Genomic DNA, 25,350 nt, shown 5'->3' on the forward strand with positions numbered 1-25,350 from the left:
AAAAAAAAAACACGAACAGAAATAAAGGCTTCCCCTGTTAAGCTAAACTTCCCTGTTTACTAACGCATCTGTTATAACGTATTGAGTACTCTCGAAAATGGGGCTTCGGCATATTTTGCAACCTTACCCACTACAACACGCCAAAATCAGTTCACTTTCGCTATGTTCAGTAAACTTGCTAACTCTTCCTTCACACCTTACCGTTGCCAGTAACGCACTTGAGGTCGCATTTTCTTCCCTCCGAGGGGCGAAACAGCTTTCTTTCAAGCTGTCGGGATAGTTTGCATGCAGGGCAAACAAAAAGGGTATAGACTAAAAGCCTATACCCCGGATACTTTCTGATAAAAGTATATCTATTAAATAGATTTCGTTTTCTTAGATGAAAGGATTCTTTTCTCTCTCTTCACCTAATTGATCGAATTTTTCGTCTAATTCAGCTAGTACTTTCTCCTCAGGAGTGTTCGAGCTCATTGTTGATGAAAGCGGAACGTTTTGAGGAATAAAGTCTGTGAAGCCATCTTTCTCAGCACCTGGCTTAGAGTAATCATATGGCCAACGGTAAACTACTGGTAAAGCACCTGGCCAGTTTCCGTGACCTGGTTTTCTTGGTGTAGTCCACTCTAATGTAGTTGCATTCCAAGGGTTCAATGGAGCTAATCTACCTCTGAACATACTCCAGAAGAAGTTGAATACGAAGATAAATTGAGCAGTTACTGTTAAGATTGCCGCAATTGAAATAAATGTATTCAAATCTGTGAAAGTAGAGAATGCATCAAAGTTTGTGAACGAGTAGTATCTTCTTGGGAAACCAGCAATACCGATGTAATGCATTGGGAAGAATACCATGTAAGCACCGATGAAAGTTAACCAGAAGTGAACATAACCCATAGCACTGTTCATCATTCTACCAAACATTTTTGGATACCAGTGGTAAACACCAGCCATCATACCAAAAAATGCTGCAGAACCCATTACTAAGTGGAAGTGAGCTACTACAAAATAAGTATCGTGTAATTGAATATCCAATGCTGAGTTACCAAGGATAATACCTGTAACACCACCTGAGATAAACAATGAAACTAGACCAATTGAGAACAACATTGCAGGTGTAAAGATGATATTACCTCTGAATAATGTTGTGATGTAGTTAAATGCTTTTACTGCTGAAGGTACCGCAATGATCAATGTCAAGAACATAAAGATCGTTCCTAAGAATGGGTTCATACCTGACACGAACATGTGGTGTGCCCATACAATAAATGAAAGGAATGCAATACCTAACATTGAACCGATCATCGCTCTGTAACCGAAGATTGGCTTTCTTGAGTTCGTAGAAATTACCTCTGAAGTCAAACCTAAAGCTGGTAATAATACGATATATACCTCTGGGTGACCTAAGAACCAGAATAAGTGCTGGAATAAGATAGGGCTACCACCTGAGTGCTCTAACAATTCACCTTGAATGTAGATATCTGACAAGTAGAATGATGTTCCAAAGCTACGGTCAAATACTAATAATAATGCCGCTGCAAATAATACAGGGAATGATAAAGTACCAATGATCGCTGTGATAAAGAATGACCAGATAGTAAGTGGCATTTTAGCGAAAGACATACCTGCTGTTCTTAAGTTGATCACTGTTGAGATATAGTTGATCGAACCTAATAAAGAAGAAGCAATGAAAAATACCATTGATACCAACCATAATGTCATACCAATACCTGAACCTGACACCGCTTGAGGTAATGCCGATAATGGAGGATAAATTACCCAACCACCTGACGCAGGACCTGTTGAAGCAAATAATGAGATGAACATAATCACTGATGCTACGAAGAACAACCAGTAAGAAAGCATGTTCATAAATCCTGATGCCATATCTCTTGCTCCAATTTGCAATGGAATCAAGAAATTGGAGAACGTACCACTAAGACCTGCTGTCAATACAAAGAATACCATGATGGTACCGTGCATTGTTACTGCCGCTAAGTAGAATGTTGTATCCATTTTACCAGACTCAGTAATCCAGTCTCCTAAAAGTGGTCTTAACCACTCTAAGTTTGCTTCTGGAAAACCTAATTGAATACGGAATAATAATGATAAACCGCCACCAATGATTGCCCAGAAAATACCAGAAATCAAATATTGCTTTGCAATAACTTTGTGATCAAATGAAAACACATAGTTGGTAATGAAGTTACCGTGGTGTTCATGATCATCGTGCGAGTGAACGTCTTTATTTTCTACGTCTAATGCTACACTTGACATGTTATCTATCTTTTTTGAGTTTGAATCTAAATTGAAAAGGATTAATGAGATTTAGCTACTGATGCAGTTTTAGCTTTCTTAGCTTCCCATTGTGATAAGTAATCAGGGTTTTTCTCTAACCAAGGCTTCTGCTTCATTAACCACTCATCATACTCCTCTTGAGTAACTACTTTCACTAACTTTCTCATACCGAAGTGACCGTAACCACAAACCTCTGTACAAGCTAATTCATAGTTGAACTTAGGATTGTTTGTTTTTTGTCTCATTTCAGCCGTTGTAATTGTTGGCGTGAATTTGAAACGAGTTGGCATACCTGGTACTGCATCCATTTTCACACGGAAATGCGGTAAGAAAACAGAGTGGATTACGTCAATAGCTCTGATTTTCAATTCGACTTCTCTACCTACTGGAAGATAAATTTCTCTGGCAGTAAAGTCATCTTGAGCATTCACATCATCATAGTCTACACCCATTGAGTTGGTATTGTCGATGTTTGCCACATCATAACGGCCTAATTTCAAATCTTTACCAGGGTAACGAATTTCCCAAGCGAACTGCTTACCCATTAATTCTACTTGAATAGCATCTTCTGTAGCTGGTGCAGTGATATCTGCCCATGCTCTCCAACCGAAAATCACAAGAACTGCCATTACAATTGCAGGAACTGCTGTCCAAGCAATCTCTAATGTGTCATTATGAGGATTGAAATCTGCTTTTCTTTTTTCTGAGAATTGAAACAAGAACGGGAATGTGAATAATAACAAGTGTGTCAAAGCAAATGCAGTGAACACAATCGCCATTGTTATCCAAAATAGATGATCTGTCTCTTTACCATGAATCGATGCAGCTTCTGGTAAGAAAAATTGTTTTGCATCGTTGAAAGACCACATAATTAGGCCTGATCCAACAATTAAAACAATTGGAAATAATGCTGCATTAATTTTGTTACTTGTCGTAACCTTCGTCTTCTGGTCGCCCTTAGCGATTCCTACAAGAGTAATAATACGATAAACCAAAGCAAGTACTGCTATGATTAAGATCGCTCCCGTGGCAAAAAGTAAAGCCGTTGTCATACCTTTGTGATAGTGTGTAAGTTCGTGATATACTTTATTGTGACAATTTATCGTCTTAATTCTCTATTGAGAAAAATAAGTTCGCATAAAATTCCATCAAATATATTAAAGTATTTTTACATTGATGATATATATCATACTTTTTTGATGACTAAATTCGATATTTTATATGAAGATATTGATTTACAGTGAGATACAATTAAACTCTAATAGGTGACTTGCGTAACCCTTATTCCTGCTTTGCGTAACAAATCCAGTCCTGATTGATCCCTGTAGGCCCTCTTATAGAAGAAAGAAGAGATCCCTGCTTGAACTATTAATTTGGCACATCCAAAGCAACAACTATCCGTACAGTATAATGATGCCCCATCTGTTGAGTAGGTAGATTTCGCCGCTTTTGTAATCGCATTTGCTTCCGCATGCAATACTTCTTCTTTGGTTTTAAGAGCTGTTTCATCTTGTTGCAACTCCTCATTCCACGTACTCACTTCAATTTCACAACAATTGTCAAAACCTTTTGGTGTACCGTTGTACCCCATTGAGATAATATTTCCATCTTTCACAATGATCGCCCCTACTTTCAAACGTACGCATCTGCTTAATTCAGCAATTGATTCTGCACATCTCATAAAGGCTAAATCAAATTCGTGTGCTCTTTCCATATCGCTCATAATAGTATTTTACTGTTATAAATAATTGTTTCAAAAAATAAATAAAAAAAAGCCCTGTACCGTAATACAGGGCTTCAATATAGTTACGGAAAAATCCGAATTATCTACTTAAGTATTGATTTCTTCTTGAGTAAATATCCAAGAAGTAATCGTCTTTCAATGTATCAATGAAGTAGATTGCTTCACCTGTAGATTTCATTTCAGGTCCTAACTGCTTATCTACGTTAGGGAACTTGTTGAATGAGAATACAGGAATCTTGATTGCATAACCTTTCTTCACTGGTTTGAAATCGAAGTCTTTCACCTTCTTATCTCCTAACATCACCTTAGTCGCATAGTTTACATACGGCTCTTGGTATGCTTTACAGATAAATGGTACAGTACGAGATGCACGAGGGTTCGCTTCGATGATGTAAACTTTATCATCTTTAATAGCAAACTGAATATTCAATAGACCTTTTGTTTTCAAGGCTACAGCAATCTTCTTCGTGTACTCTTCGATTTGCTCGATGACCATATCACCTAAGTTGTAAGGAGGCAATACAGCGTAAGAGTCACCTGAGTGGATACCTGCAGGCTCGATATGCTGCATGATACCTACGATGTGAACATCCTCACCATCACAGATCGCATCTGCTTCTGCTTCGATCGCACCATCTAAGTAGTGATCAAGAAGAACTTTGTTACCAGGAATATCACGCAATGTTTCAACAACATGTTGCTCTAATTCTTCCTCGTTGATCACAATCTTCATTTTCTGACCACCTAATACATAAGAAGGTCTAACTAGAAGAGGGAATCCTAAATCTTCTGATTTCTCTAATGCCTCATCAGCAGTTTCGATCACATCGAATTTAGGGTAAGGAATATTGTTTTCTTTCAACAATGTTGAGAAGCTACCTCTATCCTCTGCTAAGTCTAATGCTTCAAAACTAGTACCTAAGATCTTAATGCCGTATTTCGTTAATTTCTCAGCAATCTTAAGAGCAGTTTGACCACCTAACTGTACAATTACACCTACTGGCTTCTCGTGCAAGATAATCTCATAGATGTGCTCCCAGAATACAGGCTCGAAGTATAATTTATCAGCAATATCAGGGTCAGTAGAAACCGTTTCAGGGTTACAGTTGATCATGATTGTTTCGTATCCAGCCTCTTTTGCAGCTAAGACACCGTGAACACAGCAGTAATCAAACTCAATACCTTGACCGATACGGTTAGGACCAGCACCTAATACAACTACTTTCTTCTTCTTAGAAGGTTTCGATTCGTTTTGGCTGTCAAATGTAGAGTAGAAATAAGGTGTTTTCGCTTCAAACTCAGCAGCACAAGTATCTACAAGTTTCCACTGACGTTTGATGTCCAATTCTTTGTAACGCTTATCAAATACTTCAGACTCAAGACATCCTAAGATGTGAGCGATTTGACGGTCACCAAAACCTTTTTCTTTTGCTTCACGCATCAATTCAAAAGAAATAGTGTCAATTGTTTGCTCACCGATTTTCTTCTCAACTAATACTAAGTCTAAGATTTGACGCAAGAACCACTTGTCAATTTTAGTGATCTTACGAACAGTCTTCATGGCGATACCTAATTTCATGGCATCCCAAATTCTAAACAATCTATCCCATGAAGGATTTTCTAATTTGTCAAGAATTTCATCCTGCTTCGTAATCTCTTTACCATCAGCACCAATACCGTTACGTTTGATTTCTAATGACTGACAAGCTTTTTGTATAGCCTCTTGGAATGTACGTCCGATACCCATTACCTCACCTACAGCTTTCATCTGTAAACCAAGTTTAGTATCTGCACCTTTGAACTTGTCAAAGTTCCAACGAGGGATTTTCACAATTACATAGTCTAATGCAGGCTCGAAGAACGCTGAAGTAGTACCTGTAATTGGGTTTTTCAATTCATCTAAGTTATAACCAATAGCTAATTTGGCCGCAATCTTAGCGATTGGGTAACCAGTAGCTTTAGAGGCTAATGCTGACGATCTTGATACACGAGGGTTGATCTCGATACCAATGATTTCACTATCATCAGGAGATACAGAGAACTGAACGTTACATCCACCAGCGAACATACCGATACCATTCATCATCTTGATCGCAAGATCTCTCATTCTTTGGTATACTGTATCTGGTAATGTTTGTGCAGGCGCCACTGTGATAGAGTCACCAGTGTGAACACCCATTGGGTCAAAGTTCTCAATTGAACAGATGATAATTACGTTTCCTAAATCATCTCTCAATAACTCCAATTCGTATTCTTTCCATCCTAAGATAGATTGTTCGATCAATACCTCGTGAACTGGAGACATTTCCAATCCTCTTGATAATGCTTTTTCGAACTCGTCTGGCGTGTTTACAAAACCACCTCCAGTACCACCCAAAGTAAATGATGGTCTAATTACTAATGGGAATCCAATTTCTTGAGCAATCTCTTTACCTTGAAGGAAAGATTTAGCTGTACGTCCTTTACATACACCTACGCCTAGCTCAAGCATTTTTTGTCTAAACAGCTCTCTATCTTCTGTCGTATTGATCGCATCAATATCAACACCGATAATCTCTACACCAAAGTCCTCCCAGATTCCTGCTTCTTGAGCATCAATCGCTAGGTTCAATGCAGTCTGACCACCCATTGTAGGTAATACTGCATCGATATCATGCTTTTCAAGAATTGTGATTAGAGATTTTTTCTCTAAAGGAAGGAGATAGACGTTATCCGCAGTAACCGGATCCGTCATAATAGTTGCAGGATTAGAGTTGATCAGAGTAACTTCGATACCCTCTTCTCTTAGTGAACGTGCGGCTTGAGTTCCTGAATAATCAAACTCACAAGCTTGTCCGATGATGATTGGACCGCTCCCGATGATAAGTACCGACTTAATGTGCTTCTTTCTAGGCATTTTGCTATCTCGTTTAAAACATGACTTAACACTCGGGGTGCAAAACTAATATAGAAAACTTTAAAATCCCTATTAAAATAACAATATTCTTCGATTAAAAAATTAAAGTTGTTTTTACTCAGAATTCACAAAATCTTCATCTATCTTTGTACTTTTTCTAAAAATCGCCTATATGCTAACAAAACGAATAATTCCTTGTCTAGACATCAAAGATGGCAAGACTGTAAAAGGTGTCAACTTTGTAGAATTAAGAGATGCCGGAGACCCCGTAGAACTTGCAAAGATCTACAGTAATGAGGGTGCTGATGAATTAGTATTTCTTGATATTACAGCTACTGTAGAAAAAAGAAAAACATTAATTGATCTCGTGCAAAGAGTTGCTTCTCAGATCAATATCCCCTTTACCGTTGGTGGTGGCATCTCAAGTATTGAAGATGTTTCTGCTTTATTAAATGCCGGAGCTGACAAAGTTTCTATCAACTCTTCGGCTGTAAAAAGACCTGAATTGATCAACGAATTATCAGATGAATTTGGAAGTCAATGTGTGGTTGTTGCTGTTGATACAAGATATGTAGACGGCGAACACATCGTTCACGTAAGAGGTGGACGTACTCCTACTGAATTAAGAACAATTCCATGGGTACATGAATGTCAGGAAAGAGGTGCCGGTGAGATTTTATTGACATCAATGGATCACGACGGAACAAAAAATGGCTTTGCTATTGAACTTACAAAAGAAATTTCTCAGTCTTTGAATATTCCTGTTATTGCTTCAGGAGGAGCCGGAGCAGAGAGTCATTTTATCGACCTTTTCCAAGAAGATGCCGCTGACGCCGCTTTGGCCGCTAGTATTTTCCACTTCAAAGAAATTGGAATTCCTCATTTAAAATCTCATTTAAGAGAAGAGGGTGTTGAAATTAGATTATAATTAATAATAAAGTACTAGTAAGTACAGATTTCGTACTTACGAGAATTAAGTTTTACATTTTTAGTATCTGAATATTCAATATACCTTATTCATTTTTCATTAATTGAATAGAGATAGAATAAGCAGTATTAATCCTTTTGAATTCTTCTATTCTAGTACTTTAAACATCAAGCATATATAAACCAATGAACGATCAATCATTAAATCTTTATACTAAGGATGCTTAATACTATTGTTCGTTCCCTAAAATAATCTTATTTTTGCACGCATATTTTATAAAAGCATCGCAGATAATATATTAATAAACTGAATATCAAGCTACTAATAATTTGTATATTCTTCTATTCTTAAAGATATTTGTATTAGCTTTTTGTATGTCGTTTGCAAAAGATAAAAGATTTAAAATACAGCTATGTATATAGAAGTTTTAAAGTCAAAAATACACAGAGTAAAGGTAACACAGGCAGAACTAAACTACGTGGGTAGTATTACTGTGGACCAAGATCTTATGGACGCTGCAAATATTATTGAAGGCGAGAAAGTTCAGATCGTAAACAATAATAACGGCGAGAGATTTGAGACTTATGTAATCACTGGAGAAAGAGGAAGTGGTACAATATGTTTGAATGGCGCTGCTGCCCGAAAGGTACAAGTAGGTGACATTCTTATTATCATCTCCTATGCTTACATGAAACAGAAAAAAGCAAAAGAATATCGTCCAAAGCTTGTCTTCCCTAATGATGACAACAAACTGGAAGATTAGTTTTTTAAGATAATAGATAACTATGCCAACTCAATTGTATAAATCCTTTTGAGTTGGCTCGTTTTTTTTTGATACCCCGACAAACGGAGGATTATATGAAATTACAAGAAATTCTTAAGTATATTTTCTCATTTGTACTGGCAGGACTTTTACTTTGGTACGTTTTAAAGGAGCAAAATATTCAAGAAGTTGCCACAACGTTTGAAGATTTAAATTGGGGGATAGTATTCTCTTCCATTTTTATTTCACTGGTCAGCCATTACATACGAGGTCTCCGATGGGGGCTAATGCTAAAACCTCTCAACTACAAAGCATCTGGTACTAATCTTTTCATGGCCACCATGACAGGGTATGCAGGCAATGTTATCATACCAAGATTTGGAGAATTTTTCAGATGTGGTATACTACAAAAACTCACCAAAATACCCGCAAAAACATCCTTTGGAGCTGTCGTTGCCGAAAGAGCAATTGACCTTGTCATTTTTATATTACTTTTTTCTATTGCCTTTTTCAGTCAGTTCGAGAAACTTCAAGATATGATTATGCCTCATTTCACCAGTAATGAAGAAGCACTGAAAGGTAAATTATATATATTGATCATCATCGGCATTGTCGGTTTGATGGTTTTAGGTGTATTATTCAAAATCAGAAAAAGACTGTTCAAGACCCCGCTCTTCAGGAAATTATACAGCTTTATTCATGGTATTCTGGAAGGAATGGCTGGTGTTTTTAAATTACGTAGTAAAGATTTAGCCACTTATTTTCTTTATACCGTCTTAATCTGGATCACTTATTTTTATATGTGCTATGTCCTGTTTTTTGCGATAGAAGGCACTTCCAGCTTATCACCTATGGTAGGCTTTGTGATGATGATGATGGGCGGACTAGGTATGGTTTTACCAACTCCTGGAGGCACAGGATCGTATCACTTCTTTGCTACACAGACACTGTTGATTTATGGAGTTGCGGAGACCAATGCTATTGCATTTGCGTTATTAATGCACACTTCACAAACCATTTCTGTGCTAACAATTGGAGGCATTAGCACATTGGTGGCTAACTTGAAAAAGACACCGGAAAGTATTGAACAAACAGAGAAAAATGGAATCTAAACATAAAATTGTCGATCTAACCAAAGCCAAATTAATCAGAGCTGATTGGAAAAACTCTAATGAAAAAGTAGTTTTCACCAACGGCTGTTTTGACATTGTTCACTTAGGTCACGTAGATTACCTTGAACAAGCTAGAGCACAAGGAACAAAAATGATTTTAGGTTTAAACACTGACAGTTCAGTGAAGCAACTGAAAGGCGAAGAAAGACCTATTAATAATGAATACGCAAGAGCTCGTTTGTTAGCAGCTTTTGAATTTATTGATATGGTAATCCTTTTCAGTGATGAAACACCTTTAAACCTGATCAATGAACTGATACCAGATGTGCTAGTGAAAGGTGCCGATTATACTATTGAAAATATAGTTGGTGCTAAAGAAGTCATTGCCAATGGCGGAGAAGTAAAAACCATCACGTTAGTGGAAGGTTTCTCTACAAGCTCTATTATTGACAAAATCAGAAAAGTTGGATTATAAAGGTAAATCAATTCTTTCAACGAATTGTATTATTTAGTACAAATATAAATCTTGCACCCTTACCAAAATTAGACATTTCCTTAAAATCTTTATTTAAATCAATACAGCATTTAATTGTTGTGTACAATCAAGATTTTAAGAGATTTCAATAACATTCCATTGAATTTGATGTCTTTTACCTTGCATTTCATCTCACAAGTCCATAAATTATTAAGAGAAGTATGATTATTGAAAATCCGATCACAATCACTGATCGTGCGGCAGAAGAAATAAAAAATATATTAACCCAGAAAAAAGTTCCTGAAGGCTACTTTCTAAGAATTGGAGTAAAAGGCGGAGGCGGATGTGGCGGAGCTGCTTTTACTTTAGGATTTGACAAAGAAAAAGAAACTGATATGTCTTACACTACCAAAGGTATTTCTGTGGTCATAGAAAAGCGTCAGATGATGTTTTTGATTGATCTGGAAGTAGATTTTGAAGATCGAAGAGACGAGAGAGGTTTTGTTTTCAATAAGAAAAACGCACAGTAACTTTTTTTACAGATGTTTAAACCGGAATGACAGAAGAAAAATCAACAAAAGAATACGGCGTTAAAGCGTGGATACCTTTAATTGTAGGATTATCTATTGGGCTTGGTGTGATCATAGGCACACACCTCAGGACGCCTAGTGTTGACAACAAACGCATGACTGTTGATTCTAATGCCTCCAAGTTTGAACGTCTCCTTAATTATGTCGACAAATATTATGTAGATAGTGTTGACGTCGATCAGCTCACCCAAAAAGCAATCGATCATATTCTTGATGATCTTGACCCGCATACTGTTTATGTTCCTCCATCGGAAGCTGATATCATGGCTTCAAGACTGGATGATGGATTTGAAGGCGTCGGCATTGAATTCAGAGTGATCGATGACACCTTAAAAGTTGTATCATTGATGCCGGGTGGTCCTTCCGTGAAAACTGGCATCCGTGCAGGAGATAAAATCATCACAGTCAATGGCGACACAATTGCTGGTCAAAATTTCTCCAATTCTCAAATCGTTAAAAAATTAAGAGGAAAAAAAGGTACTAAGGTTGAAGTGGGTATAAAAAGACGCAGTGAAGCCGAATTACTTTCTTTTTCGATCACAAGAGATAAGGTCCCTACACCTTCTGTGGAATCAAGCTATATGATTGATGAAGCTACAGGGTATATCAAAATCTCAAGATTTGCGACTAAAACTTACGATGAATTCCACAACGCCTTATTAAACTTAAAATCAGACGGAATGGAAAACCTTGTTCTTGATTTAAGAGATAATGGCGGTGGATTTTTAGGTCAGGCTGTAAAAATTGCAGATGACTTACTTCCTAAAGACGACCTGATTGTTTACACTGAAGGCAAAGGAAATGAATTCAGTGAAAAGGAATATAGTATAAGACCTGCCGATTTCACAGGGCCAATCGTTGTATTGGTGAACGAAAGAAGTGCTTCAGCCTCAGAGATTGTGACTGGTGCTTTGCAAGATCATGACCGAGCTGTTGTGGTGGGAAGAAGAACTTATGGCAAAGGGCTGGTACAAAGACAAATTCGCCTTAAAGATAATTCTTTATTGAGGTTAACGATATCAAGATACTTCACTCCAAGCGGCAGAAGCATTCAAAAACCTTATGGTGATGGCATTTCTTATAACAATGATATCAATGAAAGGTACGAAAGCGGGGAACTTTTCTTTAAAGACAGTATTAAACTGGATGAAATGCCTCAGTTTAAGACAGATAATAATAGAATTGTGTATGGAGGGGGTGGAATTATTCCCGACAACTTTGTACCTTTAGATACAACATCTTTAGGCATCTATTATTATACTTTAGAGCATACTGATTTGCTAAGAGATTTTGCATTGAACTACGCTAATGATCATTATATCAATCTTCAGGAGCATGGTTTAGCACATTTCATTGATAATTTTGAAAGTGATACATCATTAATCACTCAACTAGAAAAATTCTCTGAGATGAACGGTGTTTTCAGAAAATCGAAACACCATAATCCGGAACAGATTGATGAAGAGTTGGTGCACAGAATCAAAGTAACTATAGCAAGGGCTCTTTGGGGGGATGAAGGCTACTATCAAGTTCTGAATACAAAAGACCCTATGGTAAAAGAAGCTAAAAAGATTATTCAGCAAGGAGTTGCTACCGAGACCAAAGATCTTAAGGTCAAAGGTTGAAGGTGACCAAATCGATACCCTATTACTACTCTTATTATCTTATGAAGCTAAAACAAATCAAATTACTATCTAATCAAGACGCCCAAACCTGTTTGTTTCTCTCTTCCAAAATTGGTGAAGGAGAAAACTTTAAAGAAAGTCTTGATTTGTTTTTTGATGCTTATTCTACAATATTAAATCCATTTAATGTTTCTCTTTTCTTCAAAAAAGATGAGCACCATGTGACGCTTAACCCTCCATTTATTCATAATTATGGGCTAGCTTACATTTACACAAATCATACGTATTATCCTCCTCAAGTTTACTTTATTGAAAACTTCTTAAAACTTGAACAGCCAAACCATGTGTTTGCAAAAGGAGATAAGTCTTATTATTTGTCAGAAATTGGAGAAGAAGGTATACTGGTCATTCAGTCCCAAAAAACTAATTTTGGCTTTGATAGTATTAATGGGCTCAATTCGGTGATGAACCTGCTTTCTAAATGTTTGGTGAATACGTTGAAGCTTGAAAAACTCCACAGTTACTCTACTTCAAAGCACAATACTCAAAGCCCCTATCCTACTTTACGATTTGACAAAGAGGCCAACATTCTATTTTTAAATCATTCAGCAAAAAAGATAAAAACACACTTTGAAGACCTCAAATGGGTTTATGCTGACATGTTTAAAGAATGTTTGTCCGCTTATCAAACAAAAGAGTATGAACAAATAATACTTGACACCCCCTATTCCATCACCATAAAACCAATACCTGATCAGAATGTCGTATACGTTTATGCTATAGACATTTCTACTCGGAAAAATATTGAAAACAAGCTGAAAGAAGAAAAAGAGAAAGCTGAAAAATCTGCTCAGCAAAAAATGGAATTCCTCTCAACAATGAGTCATGAAATTAGAACTCCAATGAATTCCATTATTGGCTCTATAAATCTTCTGATTGACACGCAACTTAACCCTTATCAATCCAAGAAGCTTGAAATGATGCGTTTTGCGGCTGATAATTTATTAAGACTAATCAATGAAATATTGGATTTCAATAAATTAGAAGCCAATAAAGTAAGCCTTGAGAAAATCCGTTTCTCTGTAGCGGATACTATGGAGCATCTGTTTATGATGTACGCCCAACAAGCTGAGGATAAAAACATTGGGTATGAGCTAAAGACAACTTCACTCCCTGTAAATTTTGTAATGGGTGACCCTACTCGTCTGTCACAGGTTCTTCTAAATTTAATTTCCAACGCTATTAAATTTACAGAGGAAGGTGCCGTTTCATTTGATGTAGATTGTACTTATCAAAATGATAAATCCATCGTTTATCAATTTATTGTCAAAGATTCAGGCATCGGTATTTCGCAAAATCGTATTGATTCCATTTTTGAAGCATTCACTCAGGCGGATACTAGTACAACGAGAAAGTTTGGTGGTACTGGCTTAGGATTGAATATCACTAAAAAAATAGTAGATCTTTTAGAGGGACAATTAACGCTAGAAAGCTCTGAAGGTCAAGGAAGTACTTTTAAAGTAAGTCTACCTTTTACGATTGCCGAGAATCAGGAAGAAGAGAAAAAGAAAGATAACTTCCAGATTGTGGAAGGCAATTTAAAAGGCAAAAAAGTCTTATTGGTTGACGATAATGAATTCAATATTCTTATTGCCTCAGAATTTTTGAACCGCTGGGAAGCTGAATACATTACTGCTAAAAATGGTGAAGACGCTATCCTTAAACTTCATGATGAGGAACAGACCATAGATATTATTCTTATGGATTTACAAATGCCCGTAATGAATGGTTATGAGGCTACAAAAATTATAAGAGAAAAGCGGGATGATTATTATCAAAATCTTCCTATTGTAGCGTTAAGTGCCGATGTGGCAAGTGAGAATATTTCTGAAATAGAAAGTAAAGGTTTTAACGGATTTGCTTCTAAACCCTTTGATCCCGAAACACTTCTAACGAAGTTAATTACTCTGATTGAAAAAAAAACTTACTAAAAAGCTAAAAAAAGGTAACATCATAAGTGATTCTCATTTTTAAAAGTATTTTTGTGTGTTGACTTCGATATGTAATGTGTATAAGCCATTCAAGTCATCAAAACTTCGATTTTTTTAAGCGTAAAAGGAGAAACAAACACTATGGATACCCAACAGCAAAAAATGCTAAAAAATCTTAGTCCAACTAGGATTATCCTGCCTGTTTTGGTAGGTCTTGGGGTTTTATTTTATATGATATTAACCGATGATAATATCAATGCAGAAGTCATTAAAAATAGTCTTTCACAAATGGACTTCTGGTGGGTAATTGCCTCCTTTATTGTTTTGTTTGCAAGAGATTTCGGATATATGTTCCGAATTAGAGCATTAACGGATAATAAATTAGATTGGAATTCCAGCTTTTTTGTCATCATGCTTTGGGAGTTTGCATCAGCAGTGACCCCTTCCGTAGTTGGTGGTACAACTGTGGCTGTTTTCATTATGAACAAAGAGAAAATTCCTTTCGGAAAAGCACTAAGTTTTGTAATGCTTACAGCAATTCTAGATAACCTATTCTTTGTTTTTGCTTCTTTACTTGTCATCGCACTATTCCCTGGAAGCATTTTCCCTGAAAATAATTACACTACAGAAATTCTTGGCTTCACATTAGGTTTGAAACAAATCTTTGTGGTCAGTGTTTCTTTGATTGCAGTATATACACTCTTTATGGCTTGGGGACTTTTTATCGGTCCTAAATCCTTTAAAAGATTTCTCTGGAAATTAACCTCTACAAAATTCACGAAAAGATGGAGAAGAGACGCTGTAAAAAGTGGTAATGAAATGATTGTCGCTTCAAGAGAATTAAGAGGTCATCCTTTAAGTTATTGGGTAAAAGTGATTGCTTCTACCATATTTATCTGGTCGGCAAGGTATGCTATGCTGAATTGTTTGATCAATGCCTTTTTGCATATCAGCCTCTTAGGAATAAGTCATCAGGGCTTCTTGGATCAGTGCCTTATTTTTGGACGACAAGTGATCATGTGGATTGTAATGTTAATCTCTCCTACACCGGGTAGTGCAGGAACTGCTGAATTTTTCTTTGGTGAATTTTTCAAGGAATTCTTCCAAGATGGTGGGATTGTATTGATCGTTGCTCTTTTCTGGAGATTGTTTACTTATTATGCTTACTTGGCAATAGGTTCGATTGTCCTTCCAAGGTGGATCACAAAAAGATTTTAAACACAAAACCTATATAAAACTAAAAAGTGGAATCGAAAAACGGTTCCACTTTTTTTATTTATTAATGATAATGATAAAAAATAGGTCTAACAGGAAATAGTCTCTGCTAAGTACTATGATAAGAAGTATCTCAAAAATATTGTATTACTGACTGAACTACAATTCATTTTCTTCAATCTACTACTCAAGTAATATTGTATTAAAAAAAGAACAAAAACACTGAATATCAGTTTATATCTGAAAAATTTACGTTCATTTCAGAAATACTTTTACTTAAAATTTATTTCTAATGACATTCTTACGAAATTTGTACCCCGAACTTGAGATAGAATGATTAGAAGAGAGAATAAATTATCTGATTGGTTACCAATCACTAAAAGAGAAATGGCATTAAGAGGGTGGGATAGCCTAGATGTCATTATTATATCAGGAGATGCATATGTTGACCACCCTTCATTTGGTGCGGCTGTAATTGCAAGACTAGTAGAATCTGAAGGATTGAAAGTTGGAATTATACCACAACCTGATTGGAAAGGAGATTTAAGCGACTTCAAACAGTTAGGTAAACCTAATCTGTTTTTTGGAGTGACTGGCGGATGTATGGATTCAATGGTGAATCACTATACAGCTGCAAAAAGAAGACGTTCCAATGATGCTTATACTGCAGGTGGTGAATCTGGACAACGACCTGATTATGCTACTGTAGTTTATTCTAAAATATTAAAAGAAATATACCCTGATGTACCTGTGCTTATTGGAGGTATTGAAGCTTCTTTGCGTAGGGTAACTCATTATGATTATTGGTCAGATAAATTAAAACCTTCTATTCTTGAAGAGTCTGAAGCTGATATTCTGGTTTACGGAATGGGGGAACAGCCACTTCGACAAATTATTAAGCTTGTCAAAAAAGGGGTTCCCATGCGTTCGTTGAAAACGATTCAGCAAACAGCTATTTTACAGCCGGCTGAAGAGGAATTACCTAAAGGTGTTCACTGGAATACGATCGACCTCCACTCGCATGAAGAATGTTTGGAAGATAAAATCAAGTTTGCCTCCAACTTCAAACACATCGAAAGAGAGTCAAATAAGCAATACGCTGATCGATTAACTCAGGTAATTGGAGATAAGAAATTGATCATCAACCCTCCTTACAAAACCATGAAGGAGAAAGAAATTGATGCTTCTTTTGATTTACCTTACACACGTTTACCACACCCGAAGTACAATAACCTAGGTGCAATCCCTGCATTTGATATGATTAAATTCTCTATCAATATGCATAGAGGGTGTTTTGGAGGATGTTCTTTCTGTACAATTTCGGCTCATCAAGGTAAGATGATTGCCAGTCGCTCGGAGTCTTCTATTCTTAAAGAAATTGATGAAGTGACGAAAATGCCTGATTTTAAAGGGTATTTAAGTGACCTTGGCGGACCTAGTGCTAATATGTACAAAATGAAGGGTAAGATACAGTCTATTTGTGATAAATGTGTAAGTCCTTCATGTATCCATCCTGTTGTTTGTGACAACTTGGATTCTTCTCATAAGGCCATGACACAACTTTACAGAAAGGTGGATAAACATCCCGAAATCAAGAAAGCTTTTGTGAGTAGTGGTATCAGGTATGATCTTTTAGTAAGTGATTACAACAAATCGGATGAAACAAAGAGTTTGCATGAATATATGGAACAGGTGGTTACCAGACATATTCCTGGCCGATTGAAAGTAGCGCCTGAACACACTTCTGATCCTGTTTTAAGAATTATGAGAAAGCCTTCTTTTAAGCATTTCCATACATTCAAAAAGAAATTTGATCAGATCAATAAAAAACATGGTTTGAGACAGCCCTTGATTCCTTACTTTATATCAAGCCACCCTGGATGTGATATGAAAGACATGGCCAATCTTGCTTTGGAAACAAAAGAAATGGGCTTCCAACTCGAACAAGTACAAGACTTCACCCCAACTCCTATGACTGTTGCTACAGTGATTTATTATACTGGGGTGCATCCTTATACTTTGAAACCGGTTGACACCGTAAAAGATCCTAAAAAGAAAAAAGATCAAAATAAATTCTTCTTCTGGTATAAAAAAGAAAATCAAGCGTGGATCAGAGAAACGCTGCGTAAGAGTGGCAACTCCAAGATGGCGGAAGATTTATTGAAATACCATGCTAAGGCGAAAAGAGATGAACGTGAGGCAAAAGCCAATCCATCATCAGGTCCTAAAAATAAAACAAGAGGAGGAAAAAGTACTCCTTCTCATCACAAAGGAAAGCCTTCTCATTCTAAAGAAATGAAAATGGGACAATCCAAAGCTTCTAACAGAAGAAAGAAAAGAAGATAATTTATTATAAAAAGAAAAACACCTCATCGAAAAATAATACGATGAGGTGTTTTTGTATAATCTAAGCTAATTTATTTATCTATCTCTATCAATTAGTAATTCAAAGAGAAATTAAAAGGAACAATCACCCAAGAAGGAACTGCCTGAACTTCACCTGTAACAGTATTTGTTACTACTGTTGGCTCAAATTCTAACTTCATAATTGCCTCTTCCACTGAAGATGCAAGCATTTCGCTACCCTTAATTACTTTATATTTTGTTACTTCTCCTTCAGCATTCACATAAGCTTTAATTTTCACCTGACCTTCAATACCCATATCTTTCCCGATTTTAGGGTAATCAATCTCAGCTGTAACGGCATCATAGTTTACAACTTTAGCTTGTTGATATGTGAATAATGGCTTATCGTCATCTGGATTACTTGCTACTACGTTAATTACTAATCCAAAAATAAATGCTACTGGTAATAATATATTTTTAATATTCATGACTTTACTTTTTTAGTTTATAAATCACTAATGTCACACTTCCTTAACATTAATGTAACATAAAGATGGTTGTTTATTTTGAATAATGTACTAAGTACACTTAAGGTTTTTTGATGATAATAATCACATACAGCACTGTAACGGTTAATAATTCATTCTGGTTTCACTCTATTCTGATAAAAAGAATAAATATTTCACAAAAAAGAACAAATGAATAAAAGCTCCCTAATATTAACCCAGTGTTACATACTTAATAATAGTATTTAATAATCTACATAAACTAAATTATTAGTTTTGTAACTATGTTTTTAGTTTAAAACTTGTAAACTAAAAACTTAGTTCATACATTGCATACATCATCAGACATTTAATCATAAAATCAATGAAAAAATTAACTACCGCCGAAGAACAAGTCATGCAGGTATTATGGGACCTGAAAAAAGCGTTTGTCAAAGAAATAATTGCTGAACTGCCAGAACCTAAACCTGCATATAATACCGTTTCCACTATTATTAGAATATTACAGCAAAAAGAGTTTGTAGGTCATAACTCTTTTGGGAAAAGTCATCAGTATTATCCGTTAGTGACAAAAGAGCAATACTCTCATCAGTATTTAAAGAGTTTTGTTGGACGTTTCTTTAGTGGTTCATTTGAAAATATGGTTTCTTTCTTTGCCAAAAAAGAAGATGTAGACCTTCATGAATTGGAAGATTTACTAAAAGATATTGATCAGGACAAAAAAGAAGAAAGTGATGATTAGTTATTTATTATTATCCTCAACAGGCCTGCTCGTTTTAGCACTATTCTATTTTGTATTTCATAAGAATGAGACATTTTTCCAGCAAAATAGGTTTACAATACTTGTGGGAGTGATCGTAAGTCTCGTTTTTCCATTGTTTGAGAATATACTCTCCTACCAACAGCAGTCCTTCATTTCAGAATCATTGCCTGTTATCTATTTACCAGAAATAATTGTCGGCAATCAGAGCATTGAAGAGCAAAGCATACAATGGAGCTGGAGTAATTTTATACTACTCATTTATTCAATTGTGTTGATCGTATTGGCTATTCGTTTTTGTATTTCCAATTTCAAACTCATTCGTTTTATCCGTTTTCACAAAAAAATCAATTTCAGAGGCAGCACACTTATCTATACAGAGGGTAAGTACCCTACTTTTGCCTATTTGAAGTATATATTTTGGGATAATACCACTTCACTAACCGAACACGAACAAGAACTTATCTTTCAGCACGAAAGAACACATATCAAAGAATTCCACTCAATAGACATTTTTCTGATGGAAATCCTGAAGATCATCTTCTGGTTCCATCCAGCTATATACCTCATTGATGCTGCACTGCGCACGCAGCATGAATACCTTGCCGATCAAAAGGCAAACCAAACGACTAACGATGCATCATACAGTCAATTAATGATCCGGTCTCTTTTTGAAGATGTTTCTTTAAATGTGGGCCATGGATTTCAATTTTCAACTGTAAAATCAAGAATTAAAATGCTAAAAAAAGAACGTACAAATCAATGGAAAAGAGTTTCTAGTCTATTTACTTTCTCCATTCTAGTGACCAGTATTGTTTTCCTTCAAGCTTGTGTAAAAGATGAGTTTGACATTAAAGACGCGGACTCTCAGCTCGCTGAAGTCACTTCTGAACAAGTTTTTGGCTATCAGATTGATGGAAGAACATATTGGGATGTTCAAAACACCTTTTCTGAAGAGATCAGATCTAATCCTGATGATTTAAAATTTATTAATGTACTGAAAGGTGAGAAGGTTCCTTCTTACTTTAATAACAGTGTCAAAGGGGTTCTTGTTCTTTCCTTTAAAGACGACTTGAATACTGAATTGATTGGAAAACTTAAAAATTTACCTTCTACTTCATTGGTTTTTGATATCAATGAAAACAAGGAAATGCTGGCTAAGCAAGATGAAAAATCGGATCGTGTATTTGAAGAAGTACAAAACCCAGCCAACTTCCCGGGTGGAATGAATAATTTGTATAAAATTATTGGGGAAGAAATGAAATACCCTCAAGAGGCTAAAGAAAAGGGGATTGAAGGAAAGGTTTATCTTGAATTTGTAATTGATGAAAAGGGCAATGGACAGGACTTTAAAGTGCTTAATGATGTCGATCCTTTACTTTCTGAAGAAGCCTTAAGAGTTGCTCCAATAGTTATGAAAGGTTGGAACCCTGCCAATCACAACGGAACCATTGTGAAGCAAAGACTCGTAATGCCAATTAGTTTTAAACTATAAGTACTAGGATAAAAGTAAATGGACATTTTATCTTATCTTTTTTATCCTATTCTTCGTTAGATTTTTATCGCGTAGCTCGGCTATGCTCTGCAAATCTGTCTCGATTAGAATAAAAAATATCAACCTAAAACTATCCCTTTTCTCCTGCCCTAGTACTTAATGCAGAAGGTTTTACTTTTGTTCTTGAACATAACAAGAAGGGCTACCTCGATTAGAAGTAGCCCTTTTTTCAGTTAAGAACTTTCATACTTTGCGATATCGCGGGTATTTTTCTGAACTGTGATAGCTCCAAATATGGATAAAATGAAGCCAAAAGCATAAAACCCTTTTTCACTTGGTATTAATTCCGCATTAAATAGTCCCACTCCTAACAGCACTACTGATGCTATTAGCGAGAACCAACTAAAACCAAAATAAACATTGGTCATCGGTATAAATTCTTCTTTGTCTCTTACACACTTCTGTACTGAAATGGCTGAATAAAGTGCGAAAAGCAATACTACTAAGTAATAACCTTTTTCGTTTAGTTCCATTTCAGCTCTGAAAAGTCCGATTGAGTAACCTAATACACCTATTCCTGTGGCTACCCATGAAGATATGACGTAAGCATTTGACGGTTTTGCGCTCATCGTTAATTTTTTATTATAGTAAGAACTTGTTTGCTTCTTCTATTTTAATGATTTTATTAATTTATTCATTAAAAACGACGACTATTTTAGTTAATATTAACTACCTATCGATCTAAAATAGTGAATAAAATGATAACTGTAAGTTCCTTACTTGTTATAAAGTAATAATCTCCCCTAATCCTTTTAGAGGATCTAAAAACGTAGTTGAAGCTTATTAACGAGTGTTTTTAAATAAATGTTTATTCATTCACTTGTAAAATATGTTAAAGCAATACATATTAATTTTTAAACGGTGATGCTTATAAAATAAAAACCCTGCGAAAAAACAGTTTAAAACCTCTAATAAAACTCAATGCACAATGAAATATAACATAGTAAAGACGTGCTTGGGAATCTACCTTTGTAAGAGTAAAGTTAATCTATGATATAGCACTACTTTCGAATACCTTACTTCTTCTCACACTAAACTTTTATTATAATGACAGCTGATTTAAAACTCTTTTCTATTTCACATGCAAAAGCAAATGTCGAAATTCGTGAAAAATTTGCTCTTAATACACAAGAAATCAAACACCTACTTCATCAATTAAAAGAGGTTCTTTCCATTAATGAAGCTATGATTTACAGTTCTTGTAATCGTACAGAAATCTACTACAGTTCTGATACCCTACAAACAAGTGACATTTTACAAGTGCTTTGTGCTTATAAATGTCTGATACCTTCTGAGAAGTATAGAGAATATGTGGAGGAAAAGGAAAATGAAGCTACTGTGAGGCATTTATTATGTACAGGTATTGGTTTAAATTCAACACTTTTGGGTGATCATCAGATTTTTGGTCAGCTGAAAAAGTCGTTTGAGATAGCTAAAGAAGTTGGTATGGTTAAAACTTTACTTAACAGCTTGATGGAACGTTTAATTCAATTCTATCAAAGAGTGTCATCAGAAACAGAATATAACTATGGCATAACTTCAAATTCTTATGCTGCGGCAAATATTATTCAGAAAGAATACAACAAGAATTCAAATAAAAAAGTATTGATCATTGGTGTTGGGGAGATGGGCAGTGATGTCTGCTATTTCTTAAATAAATTCAATACTAAAAATGTATGGGTAACAAACCGTACCATGAAGAAGGCAAAAGAAATGAGCAGAACTTATGGGTTCAACTGTATTGATTATGGTTTACACTCTAAAAAACTGCACATGTTTGATATCGTTCTAACAACAGCCCGTCAACAAGCCTATTCTTACAAAAATATACATTTCAATAACAAACCACCTCAACTTGTTATTGACCTTTGTTCTCCAAGAACTGTATCTACAGAGGTTTGCAGCTTGGGAACAAAACTACTAAATGTAGATGATTTGGGACAGCAAACAGATCACACAATATTGAGAAGAAAAAGAACAATTCCTCAAGTAGAGGCAATTATAAAAGAAGAGACAACCTACTTTATGGAGAATTTCAATCAAGCAATATTCATCCCTACGATGAGTAATGCTACTGCATAATTTACATTTCCTTTTATACTACATAATAAACTAATACTATGGGTTTTATAAGCTCACTATTAGGTAAAAAGAAAAAAAGTCCAAAAGATTTAATTTCAGACAGGCAAATTGAACTTGTGCAGCATTCTTTTACTTTAATAACTCCACATAGAAAGCAATTTTCAGATCTATTTTTTGCAAAGCTGTTTCAGGTAGACCCTGTTCTAGAATCTTCCTTAAAGTTAGATCCTAGTGATCAAGAACGTAAAATGATTCCTATGCTGTCTGCTGTAGTAAATGGTTTAGTTGACATTGAGTTAATTATACCAATACTACATGACTTTGGTAGGACTCATGCAGAATATAACGTTGAAGACACACATTATGAAGCTGTAAAACAAGCTTTATTGTATGCTTTAGAGACTGTATTGGAACAAGAGTGGACAAGTGAAATAAGTATAGCTTGGAACACTTGTTATACAGTCATAATAGATATCATGAAAGAGGCCGCTACTTCAATTAATCAAATGGATTAGCAACCTTTTTCTACCTTTTAATAATCTGATAACTACACACTACAAAAGGAACGTTGGCCGACTTTTCACTGCTAGAATAATTACAACCCGGCCGACTTCCTTTTTGTAGTTAAAAACTATTTTAAGGCTGCTTTATTAATATCATCATTCTCCAAGTAAATGGCATTATAGCCATTCTTCACCACAGATATCATAGCTTTACCCAATCTAGATGTCGTGGTGATATTTTTTGGAAAAAGTTTATCCAAAATAGGAAATAAAGGAGAGATAAACATATAAATCACTTTATAGAAAGTCACTTTTGATGATGTGCCTTTTTCAGGCTGAATAAAGGCAGGACGGAACATAAAAGATTTTTCAAATGGCATTTTCAGAATGGCATTCTCCGTTTTCCCTTTCACATTAGCCCAGTTGAGTGATGAATTTTCTTCTGTTGAAGTTCCCGCACCAGATACATAACAGAATGTCATATCAGGATTGATTGGTAATACAATCTCTGCAAAATGCATAGTGAGGTCATAAGTAATCTGATGGTACTTTTCATTGGATATACCTGCAGATGAAATTCCCAGACAAAAATAACAGGCATTATATCCTGACATCTGGGGGATAATTGCAGTAAAATCCGTGAAATCTTTGTGAATAACTTCGTTTAACTTTGGGTGATTGATTCCTGTTGATTCTCTAACAATAATCAAAACTTTTTCTACATCATTACTTTCCAGACATTCTAATAGAACACCTTTTCCAACCATGCCGGTTGCTCCTGTAATAATGGCTCTAATTTTCTCCATGCTAGTAGTTTATTCAATTAGTATTTTATAATCAAGATTTTATCTTGAAAGCAGTAATAGATTGATTTTATTTTCTAACGCAGAAGTTAACAATAAATTATATGAAGTACATCATCATAATTCATTTAAATTCTGTTTTTGTCTACTTCTTACTCAAGTATCCTACTGTAATAAAGGACTTTGTGATTTTGTGTTAATGAAATAAATAAAAACTATAAAAATGTAAAATATATGTAACAATGTTTCTTATTTTTGCTATCACTATATTTTTACAAGATTCATAAGTACATTCAAATGGAAAAAGTCATCATAATATTCATTACTTTAACACTGCTAGGTATAGGAACCGTGAAGTTTACTTCTTTATTCAAGTATTTCGGTTTAGAGGTGGTAGAGGCAGTCGCACTTTCGTTTTTAACCTCAACTTTTCTTCTAGCTAGCGTTGCAAAAATTTTAGTAACCTATATGGGCTTTCAGCCTTTGTTTTGAGTTTTATTTATAACAAATAGCCACTACAAGCTCATTACCTATCGTTTTTATATCAAATTTCCAGTTGTTTTCCCCTTCAATTTGAAGTTCCCATTGATTATTGATATACCAGAAGGTAAAAGTATCAAGTAAAAAAGATTTGTCTGTTGCCTTGATAAATGCTTCTTTCATAGTGAACAATTGGAACAAGGCGAATTTTCTCTGGGAAGCATCTTTTATAGACTTCACCTCCTTCAATTCTTGATCAGACAAAAACCATTTCAGTTTTTCCTCATCCAAAGCGGATATCGGTTCTAAATCGACTCCAATTTCATGATTGGATGTTGCCAGTACTATGTATCCATTGCTATGTGATAAATTGAAATGGAAGTCACCGTAAATCTTAGAAAGAAACGGTTTGCCATTATCTGAGTAGGACAATGAAATTTGTTTGGGTGCCACTTTCAATTCTTTAGCCAAGGCATGTTTCAAAAAAGTTCGAGCAGTTAAGAATTCTTCTTTTTTTATATCTGATATAAACCGTTTATACCTCTTCAATTCTTCACCATCCAACAGTGAAATATCTCCTTTAACGGCATCAACAGTTGTAGTTATAATTTTGTAGGTTTTACTCATCAATTAAGCTTTTTCAATGAAATGAACAGCTAATATAGGAAGAAGATTGTAATAAAACAT

The 25,350-nt window shown here is 35.4% G+C and carries 21 protein-coding genes; 13 read left to right on the forward strand and 8 right to left on the reverse strand.

The window, feature by feature from the left end; all coding sequences use genetic code 11:
• Nucleotides 1-375: 375 nt before the first annotated feature.
• The 4 genes from HHU12_RS05695 to carB form a co-directional block, all read right to left on the reverse strand.
• Entirely contained in the window at nucleotides 376-2,268 is a 1,893-nt protein-coding gene (locus tag HHU12_RS05695) for a cytochrome c oxidase subunit I (protein WP_169655792.1), read from the reverse strand.
• A gap of 41 nt (nucleotides 2,269-2,309) precedes the next feature.
• Nucleotides 2,310-3,341, reverse strand: a complete 1,032-nt coding sequence (locus HHU12_RS05700) for a cytochrome c oxidase subunit II (RefSeq protein ID WP_169655793.1) — start codon at nucleotides 3,339-3,341, stop codon at nucleotides 2,310-2,312.
• A gap of 206 nt (nucleotides 3,342-3,547) precedes the next feature.
• Entirely contained in the window at nucleotides 3,548-4,012 is a 465-nt protein-coding gene (locus HHU12_RS05705; RefSeq protein ID WP_240970864.1) for a deoxycytidylate deaminase, read from the reverse strand.
• A gap of 100 nt (nucleotides 4,013-4,112) precedes the next feature.
• Nucleotides 4,113-6,929 (reverse strand): carbamoyl-phosphate synthase large subunit, encoded by a 2,817-nt coding sequence (gene carB, locus HHU12_RS05710; protein WP_169655794.1) that lies wholly within the window; start codon nucleotides 6,927-6,929, stop codon nucleotides 4,113-4,115.
• A gap of 172 nt (nucleotides 6,930-7,101) precedes the next feature.
• Here carB and hisF point away from each other — a divergent pair, with 172 nt between their 5' ends.
• The 9 genes from hisF (at nucleotide 7,102) to HHU12_RS05755 (ending at nucleotide 17,974) form a co-directional block, all read left to right on the forward strand.
• On the forward strand, nucleotides 7,102-7,857 hold the full coding sequence (gene hisF, locus HHU12_RS05715) for an imidazole glycerol phosphate synthase subunit HisF (protein WP_169655795.1): 756 nt from the start codon (nucleotides 7,102-7,104) through the stop codon (nucleotides 7,855-7,857).
• A gap of 412 nt (nucleotides 7,858-8,269) precedes the next feature.
• Nucleotides 8,270-8,620 (forward strand): aspartate 1-decarboxylase, encoded by a 351-nt coding sequence (panD, locus tag HHU12_RS05720; protein WP_044201768.1) that lies wholly within the window; start codon nucleotides 8,270-8,272, stop codon nucleotides 8,618-8,620.
• A gap of 95 nt (nucleotides 8,621-8,715) precedes the next feature.
• Entirely contained in the window at nucleotides 8,716-9,732 is a 1,017-nt protein-coding gene (locus HHU12_RS05725) for a lysylphosphatidylglycerol synthase transmembrane domain-containing protein (RefSeq protein ID WP_169655796.1), read from the forward strand.
• Complete coding sequence (gene rfaE2 / locus HHU12_RS05730) at nucleotides 9,722-10,207, forward strand: D-glycero-beta-D-manno-heptose 1-phosphate adenylyltransferase (RefSeq protein ID WP_169655797.1); 486 nt, start codon at nucleotides 9,722-9,724, stop codon at nucleotides 10,205-10,207. Before HHU12_RS05725 ends, rfaE2 begins: the two co-directional genes overlap by 11 nt.
• 221 nt (nucleotides 10,208-10,428) lie before the next feature.
• Entirely contained in the window at nucleotides 10,429-10,737 is a 309-nt protein-coding gene (locus tag HHU12_RS05735) for a HesB/IscA family protein (RefSeq protein ID WP_169655798.1), read from the forward strand.
• A gap of 26 nt (nucleotides 10,738-10,763) precedes the next feature.
• Complete coding sequence (locus HHU12_RS05740; protein ID WP_169655799.1) at nucleotides 10,764-12,422, forward strand: S41 family peptidase; 1,659 nt, start codon at nucleotides 10,764-10,766, stop codon at nucleotides 12,420-12,422.
• Between the two features lie 41 nt (nucleotides 12,423-12,463).
• Complete coding sequence (locus tag HHU12_RS05745) at nucleotides 12,464-14,413, forward strand: ATP-binding protein (RefSeq protein ID WP_169655800.1); 1,950 nt, start codon at nucleotides 12,464-12,466, stop codon at nucleotides 14,411-14,413.
• Between the two features lie 162 nt (nucleotides 14,414-14,575).
• Nucleotides 14,576-15,631: a lysylphosphatidylglycerol synthase transmembrane domain-containing protein gene (locus HHU12_RS05750; RefSeq protein WP_240970865.1), complete on the forward strand. Its 1,056-nt coding sequence runs from the start codon at nucleotides 14,576-14,578 to the stop codon at nucleotides 15,629-15,631.
• A 330-nt stretch (nucleotides 15,632-15,961) separates the two neighbouring features.
• Nucleotides 15,962-17,974 (forward strand): YgiQ family radical SAM protein, encoded by a 2,013-nt coding sequence (locus HHU12_RS05755; protein WP_169655802.1) that lies wholly within the window; start codon nucleotides 15,962-15,964, stop codon nucleotides 17,972-17,974.
• Between the two features lie 92 nt (nucleotides 17,975-18,066).
• Here HHU12_RS05755 and HHU12_RS05760 read toward each other — a convergent pair whose 3' ends face one another.
• Complete coding sequence (locus HHU12_RS05760; RefSeq protein WP_169655803.1) at nucleotides 18,067-18,462, reverse strand: energy transducer TonB; 396 nt, start codon at nucleotides 18,460-18,462, stop codon at nucleotides 18,067-18,069.
• 382 nt (nucleotides 18,463-18,844) lie between these two features.
• Between HHU12_RS05760 and HHU12_RS05765 the strand changes: the two genes are divergently transcribed.
• Together HHU12_RS05765 and HHU12_RS05770 are read left to right on the forward strand one after the other, a co-directional pair.
• The gene (locus HHU12_RS05765) at nucleotides 18,845-19,222 is read left to right on the forward strand and encodes a BlaI/MecI/CopY family transcriptional regulator (protein ID WP_169655804.1); all 378 of its coding nucleotides are present in this window, start codon (nucleotides 18,845-18,847) and stop codon (nucleotides 19,220-19,222) included.
• Nucleotides 19,215-20,735, forward strand: coding sequence for a M56 family metallopeptidase (locus HHU12_RS05770; RefSeq protein ID WP_169655805.1), 1,521 nt, complete (start codon nucleotides 19,215-19,217; stop codon nucleotides 20,733-20,735). The genes HHU12_RS05765 and HHU12_RS05770 overlap by 8 nt, the downstream gene beginning before the upstream one ends.
• A gap of 233 nt (nucleotides 20,736-20,968) precedes the next feature.
• Here the strand turns inward: HHU12_RS05770 and yiaA are convergent, their stop codons facing one another.
• A complete protein-coding gene (yiaA, locus tag HHU12_RS05775; RefSeq protein WP_169655806.1) occupies nucleotides 20,969-21,364 on the reverse strand; it encodes an inner membrane protein YiaA in 396 nt (131 codons plus the stop codon).
• 478 nt (nucleotides 21,365-21,842) lie between these two features.
• Between yiaA and hemA the strand changes: the two genes are divergently transcribed.
• Together hemA and HHU12_RS05785 are read left to right on the forward strand one after the other, a co-directional pair.
• Nucleotides 21,843-22,877, forward strand: coding sequence for a glutamyl-tRNA reductase (gene hemA, locus HHU12_RS05780; protein ID WP_169655807.1), 1,035 nt, complete (start codon nucleotides 21,843-21,845; stop codon nucleotides 22,875-22,877).
• A 38-nt stretch (nucleotides 22,878-22,915) separates the two neighbouring features.
• Entirely contained in the window at nucleotides 22,916-23,392 is a 477-nt protein-coding gene (locus tag HHU12_RS05785) for a globin domain-containing protein (RefSeq protein ID WP_169655808.1), read from the forward strand.
• A gap of 116 nt (nucleotides 23,393-23,508) precedes the next feature.
• Here the strand turns inward: HHU12_RS05785 and HHU12_RS05790 are convergent, their stop codons facing one another.
• Together HHU12_RS05790 and HHU12_RS05795 are read right to left on the reverse strand one after the other, a co-directional pair.
• Nucleotides 23,509-24,186, reverse strand: coding sequence for an NAD-dependent epimerase/dehydratase family protein (locus HHU12_RS05790; RefSeq protein WP_169655809.1), 678 nt, complete (start codon nucleotides 24,184-24,186; stop codon nucleotides 23,509-23,511).
• Nucleotides 24,187-24,678: 492 nt separating this feature from the next.
• Nucleotides 24,679-25,290 carry a 4'-phosphopantetheinyl transferase family protein gene (locus HHU12_RS05795; protein ID WP_169655810.1) on the reverse strand — a complete coding sequence of 204 codons (612 nt, stop codon included), beginning with the start codon at nucleotides 25,288-25,290 and terminating at the stop codon, nucleotides 24,679-24,681.
• Between the last annotated feature and the right edge of the window lie 60 nt (nucleotides 25,291-25,350).

It is taken from the genome of Flammeovirga aprica JL-4 (assembly GCF_012844305.1).
Classification (GTDB): domain Bacteria; phylum Bacteroidota; class Bacteroidia; order Cytophagales; family Flammeovirgaceae; genus Flammeovirga; species Flammeovirga aprica.

Coding starts and splice junctions, on each gene's coding strand:
- HHU12_RS05695 (WP_169655792.1), bottom strand. CDS start 2,268: ATGTCAAGTGTAGCATTAGACGTAGAAAATAAAGACGTTCACTCGCAC.
- HHU12_RS05700 (WP_169655793.1), bottom strand. CDS start 3,341: ATGACAACGGCTTTACTTTTTGCCACGGGAGCGATCTTAATCATAGCA.
- HHU12_RS05705 (WP_240970864.1), bottom strand. CDS start 4,012: ATGAGCGATATGGAAAGAGCACACGAATTTGATTTAGCCTTTATGAGA.
- carB (WP_169655794.1), bottom strand. CDS start 6,929: ATGCCTAGAAAGAAGCACATTAAGTCGGTACTTATCATCGGGAGCGGT.
- hisF (WP_169655795.1), top strand. CDS start 7,102: ATGCTAACAAAACGAATAATTCCTTGTCTAGACATCAAAGATGGCAAG.
- panD (WP_044201768.1), top strand. CDS start 8,270: ATGTATATAGAAGTTTTAAAGTCAAAAATACACAGAGTAAAGGTAACA.
- HHU12_RS05725 (WP_169655796.1), top strand. CDS start 8,716: ATGAAATTACAAGAAATTCTTAAGTATATTTTCTCATTTGTACTGGCA.
- rfaE2 (WP_169655797.1), top strand. CDS start 9,722: ATGGAATCTAAACATAAAATTGTCGATCTAACCAAAGCCAAATTAATC.
- HHU12_RS05735 (WP_169655798.1), top strand. CDS start 10,429: ATGATTATTGAAAATCCGATCACAATCACTGATCGTGCGGCAGAAGAA.
- HHU12_RS05740 (WP_169655799.1), top strand. CDS start 10,764: ATGACAGAAGAAAAATCAACAAAAGAATACGGCGTTAAAGCGTGGATA.
- HHU12_RS05745 (WP_169655800.1), top strand. CDS start 12,464: ATGAAGCTAAAACAAATCAAATTACTATCTAATCAAGACGCCCAAACC.
- HHU12_RS05750 (WP_240970865.1), top strand. CDS start 14,576: ATGCTAAAAAATCTTAGTCCAACTAGGATTATCCTGCCTGTTTTGGTA.
- HHU12_RS05755 (WP_169655802.1), top strand. CDS start 15,962: ATGATTAGAAGAGAGAATAAATTATCTGATTGGTTACCAATCACTAAA.
- HHU12_RS05760 (WP_169655803.1), bottom strand. CDS start 18,462: ATGAATATTAAAAATATATTATTACCAGTAGCATTTATTTTTGGATTA.
- HHU12_RS05765 (WP_169655804.1), top strand. CDS start 18,845: ATGAAAAAATTAACTACCGCCGAAGAACAAGTCATGCAGGTATTATGG.
- HHU12_RS05770 (WP_169655805.1), top strand. CDS start 19,215: ATGATTAGTTATTTATTATTATCCTCAACAGGCCTGCTCGTTTTAGCA.
- yiaA (WP_169655806.1), bottom strand. CDS start 21,364: ATGAGCGCAAAACCGTCAAATGCTTACGTCATATCTTCATGGGTAGCC.
- hemA (WP_169655807.1), top strand. CDS start 21,843: ATGACAGCTGATTTAAAACTCTTTTCTATTTCACATGCAAAAGCAAAT.
- HHU12_RS05785 (WP_169655808.1), top strand. CDS start 22,916: ATGGGTTTTATAAGCTCACTATTAGGTAAAAAGAAAAAAAGTCCAAAA.
- HHU12_RS05790 (WP_169655809.1), bottom strand. CDS start 24,186: ATGGAGAAAATTAGAGCCATTATTACAGGAGCAACCGGCATGGTTGGA.
- HHU12_RS05795 (WP_169655810.1), bottom strand. CDS start 25,290: ATGAGTAAAACCTACAAAATTATAACTACAACTGTTGATGCCGTTAAA.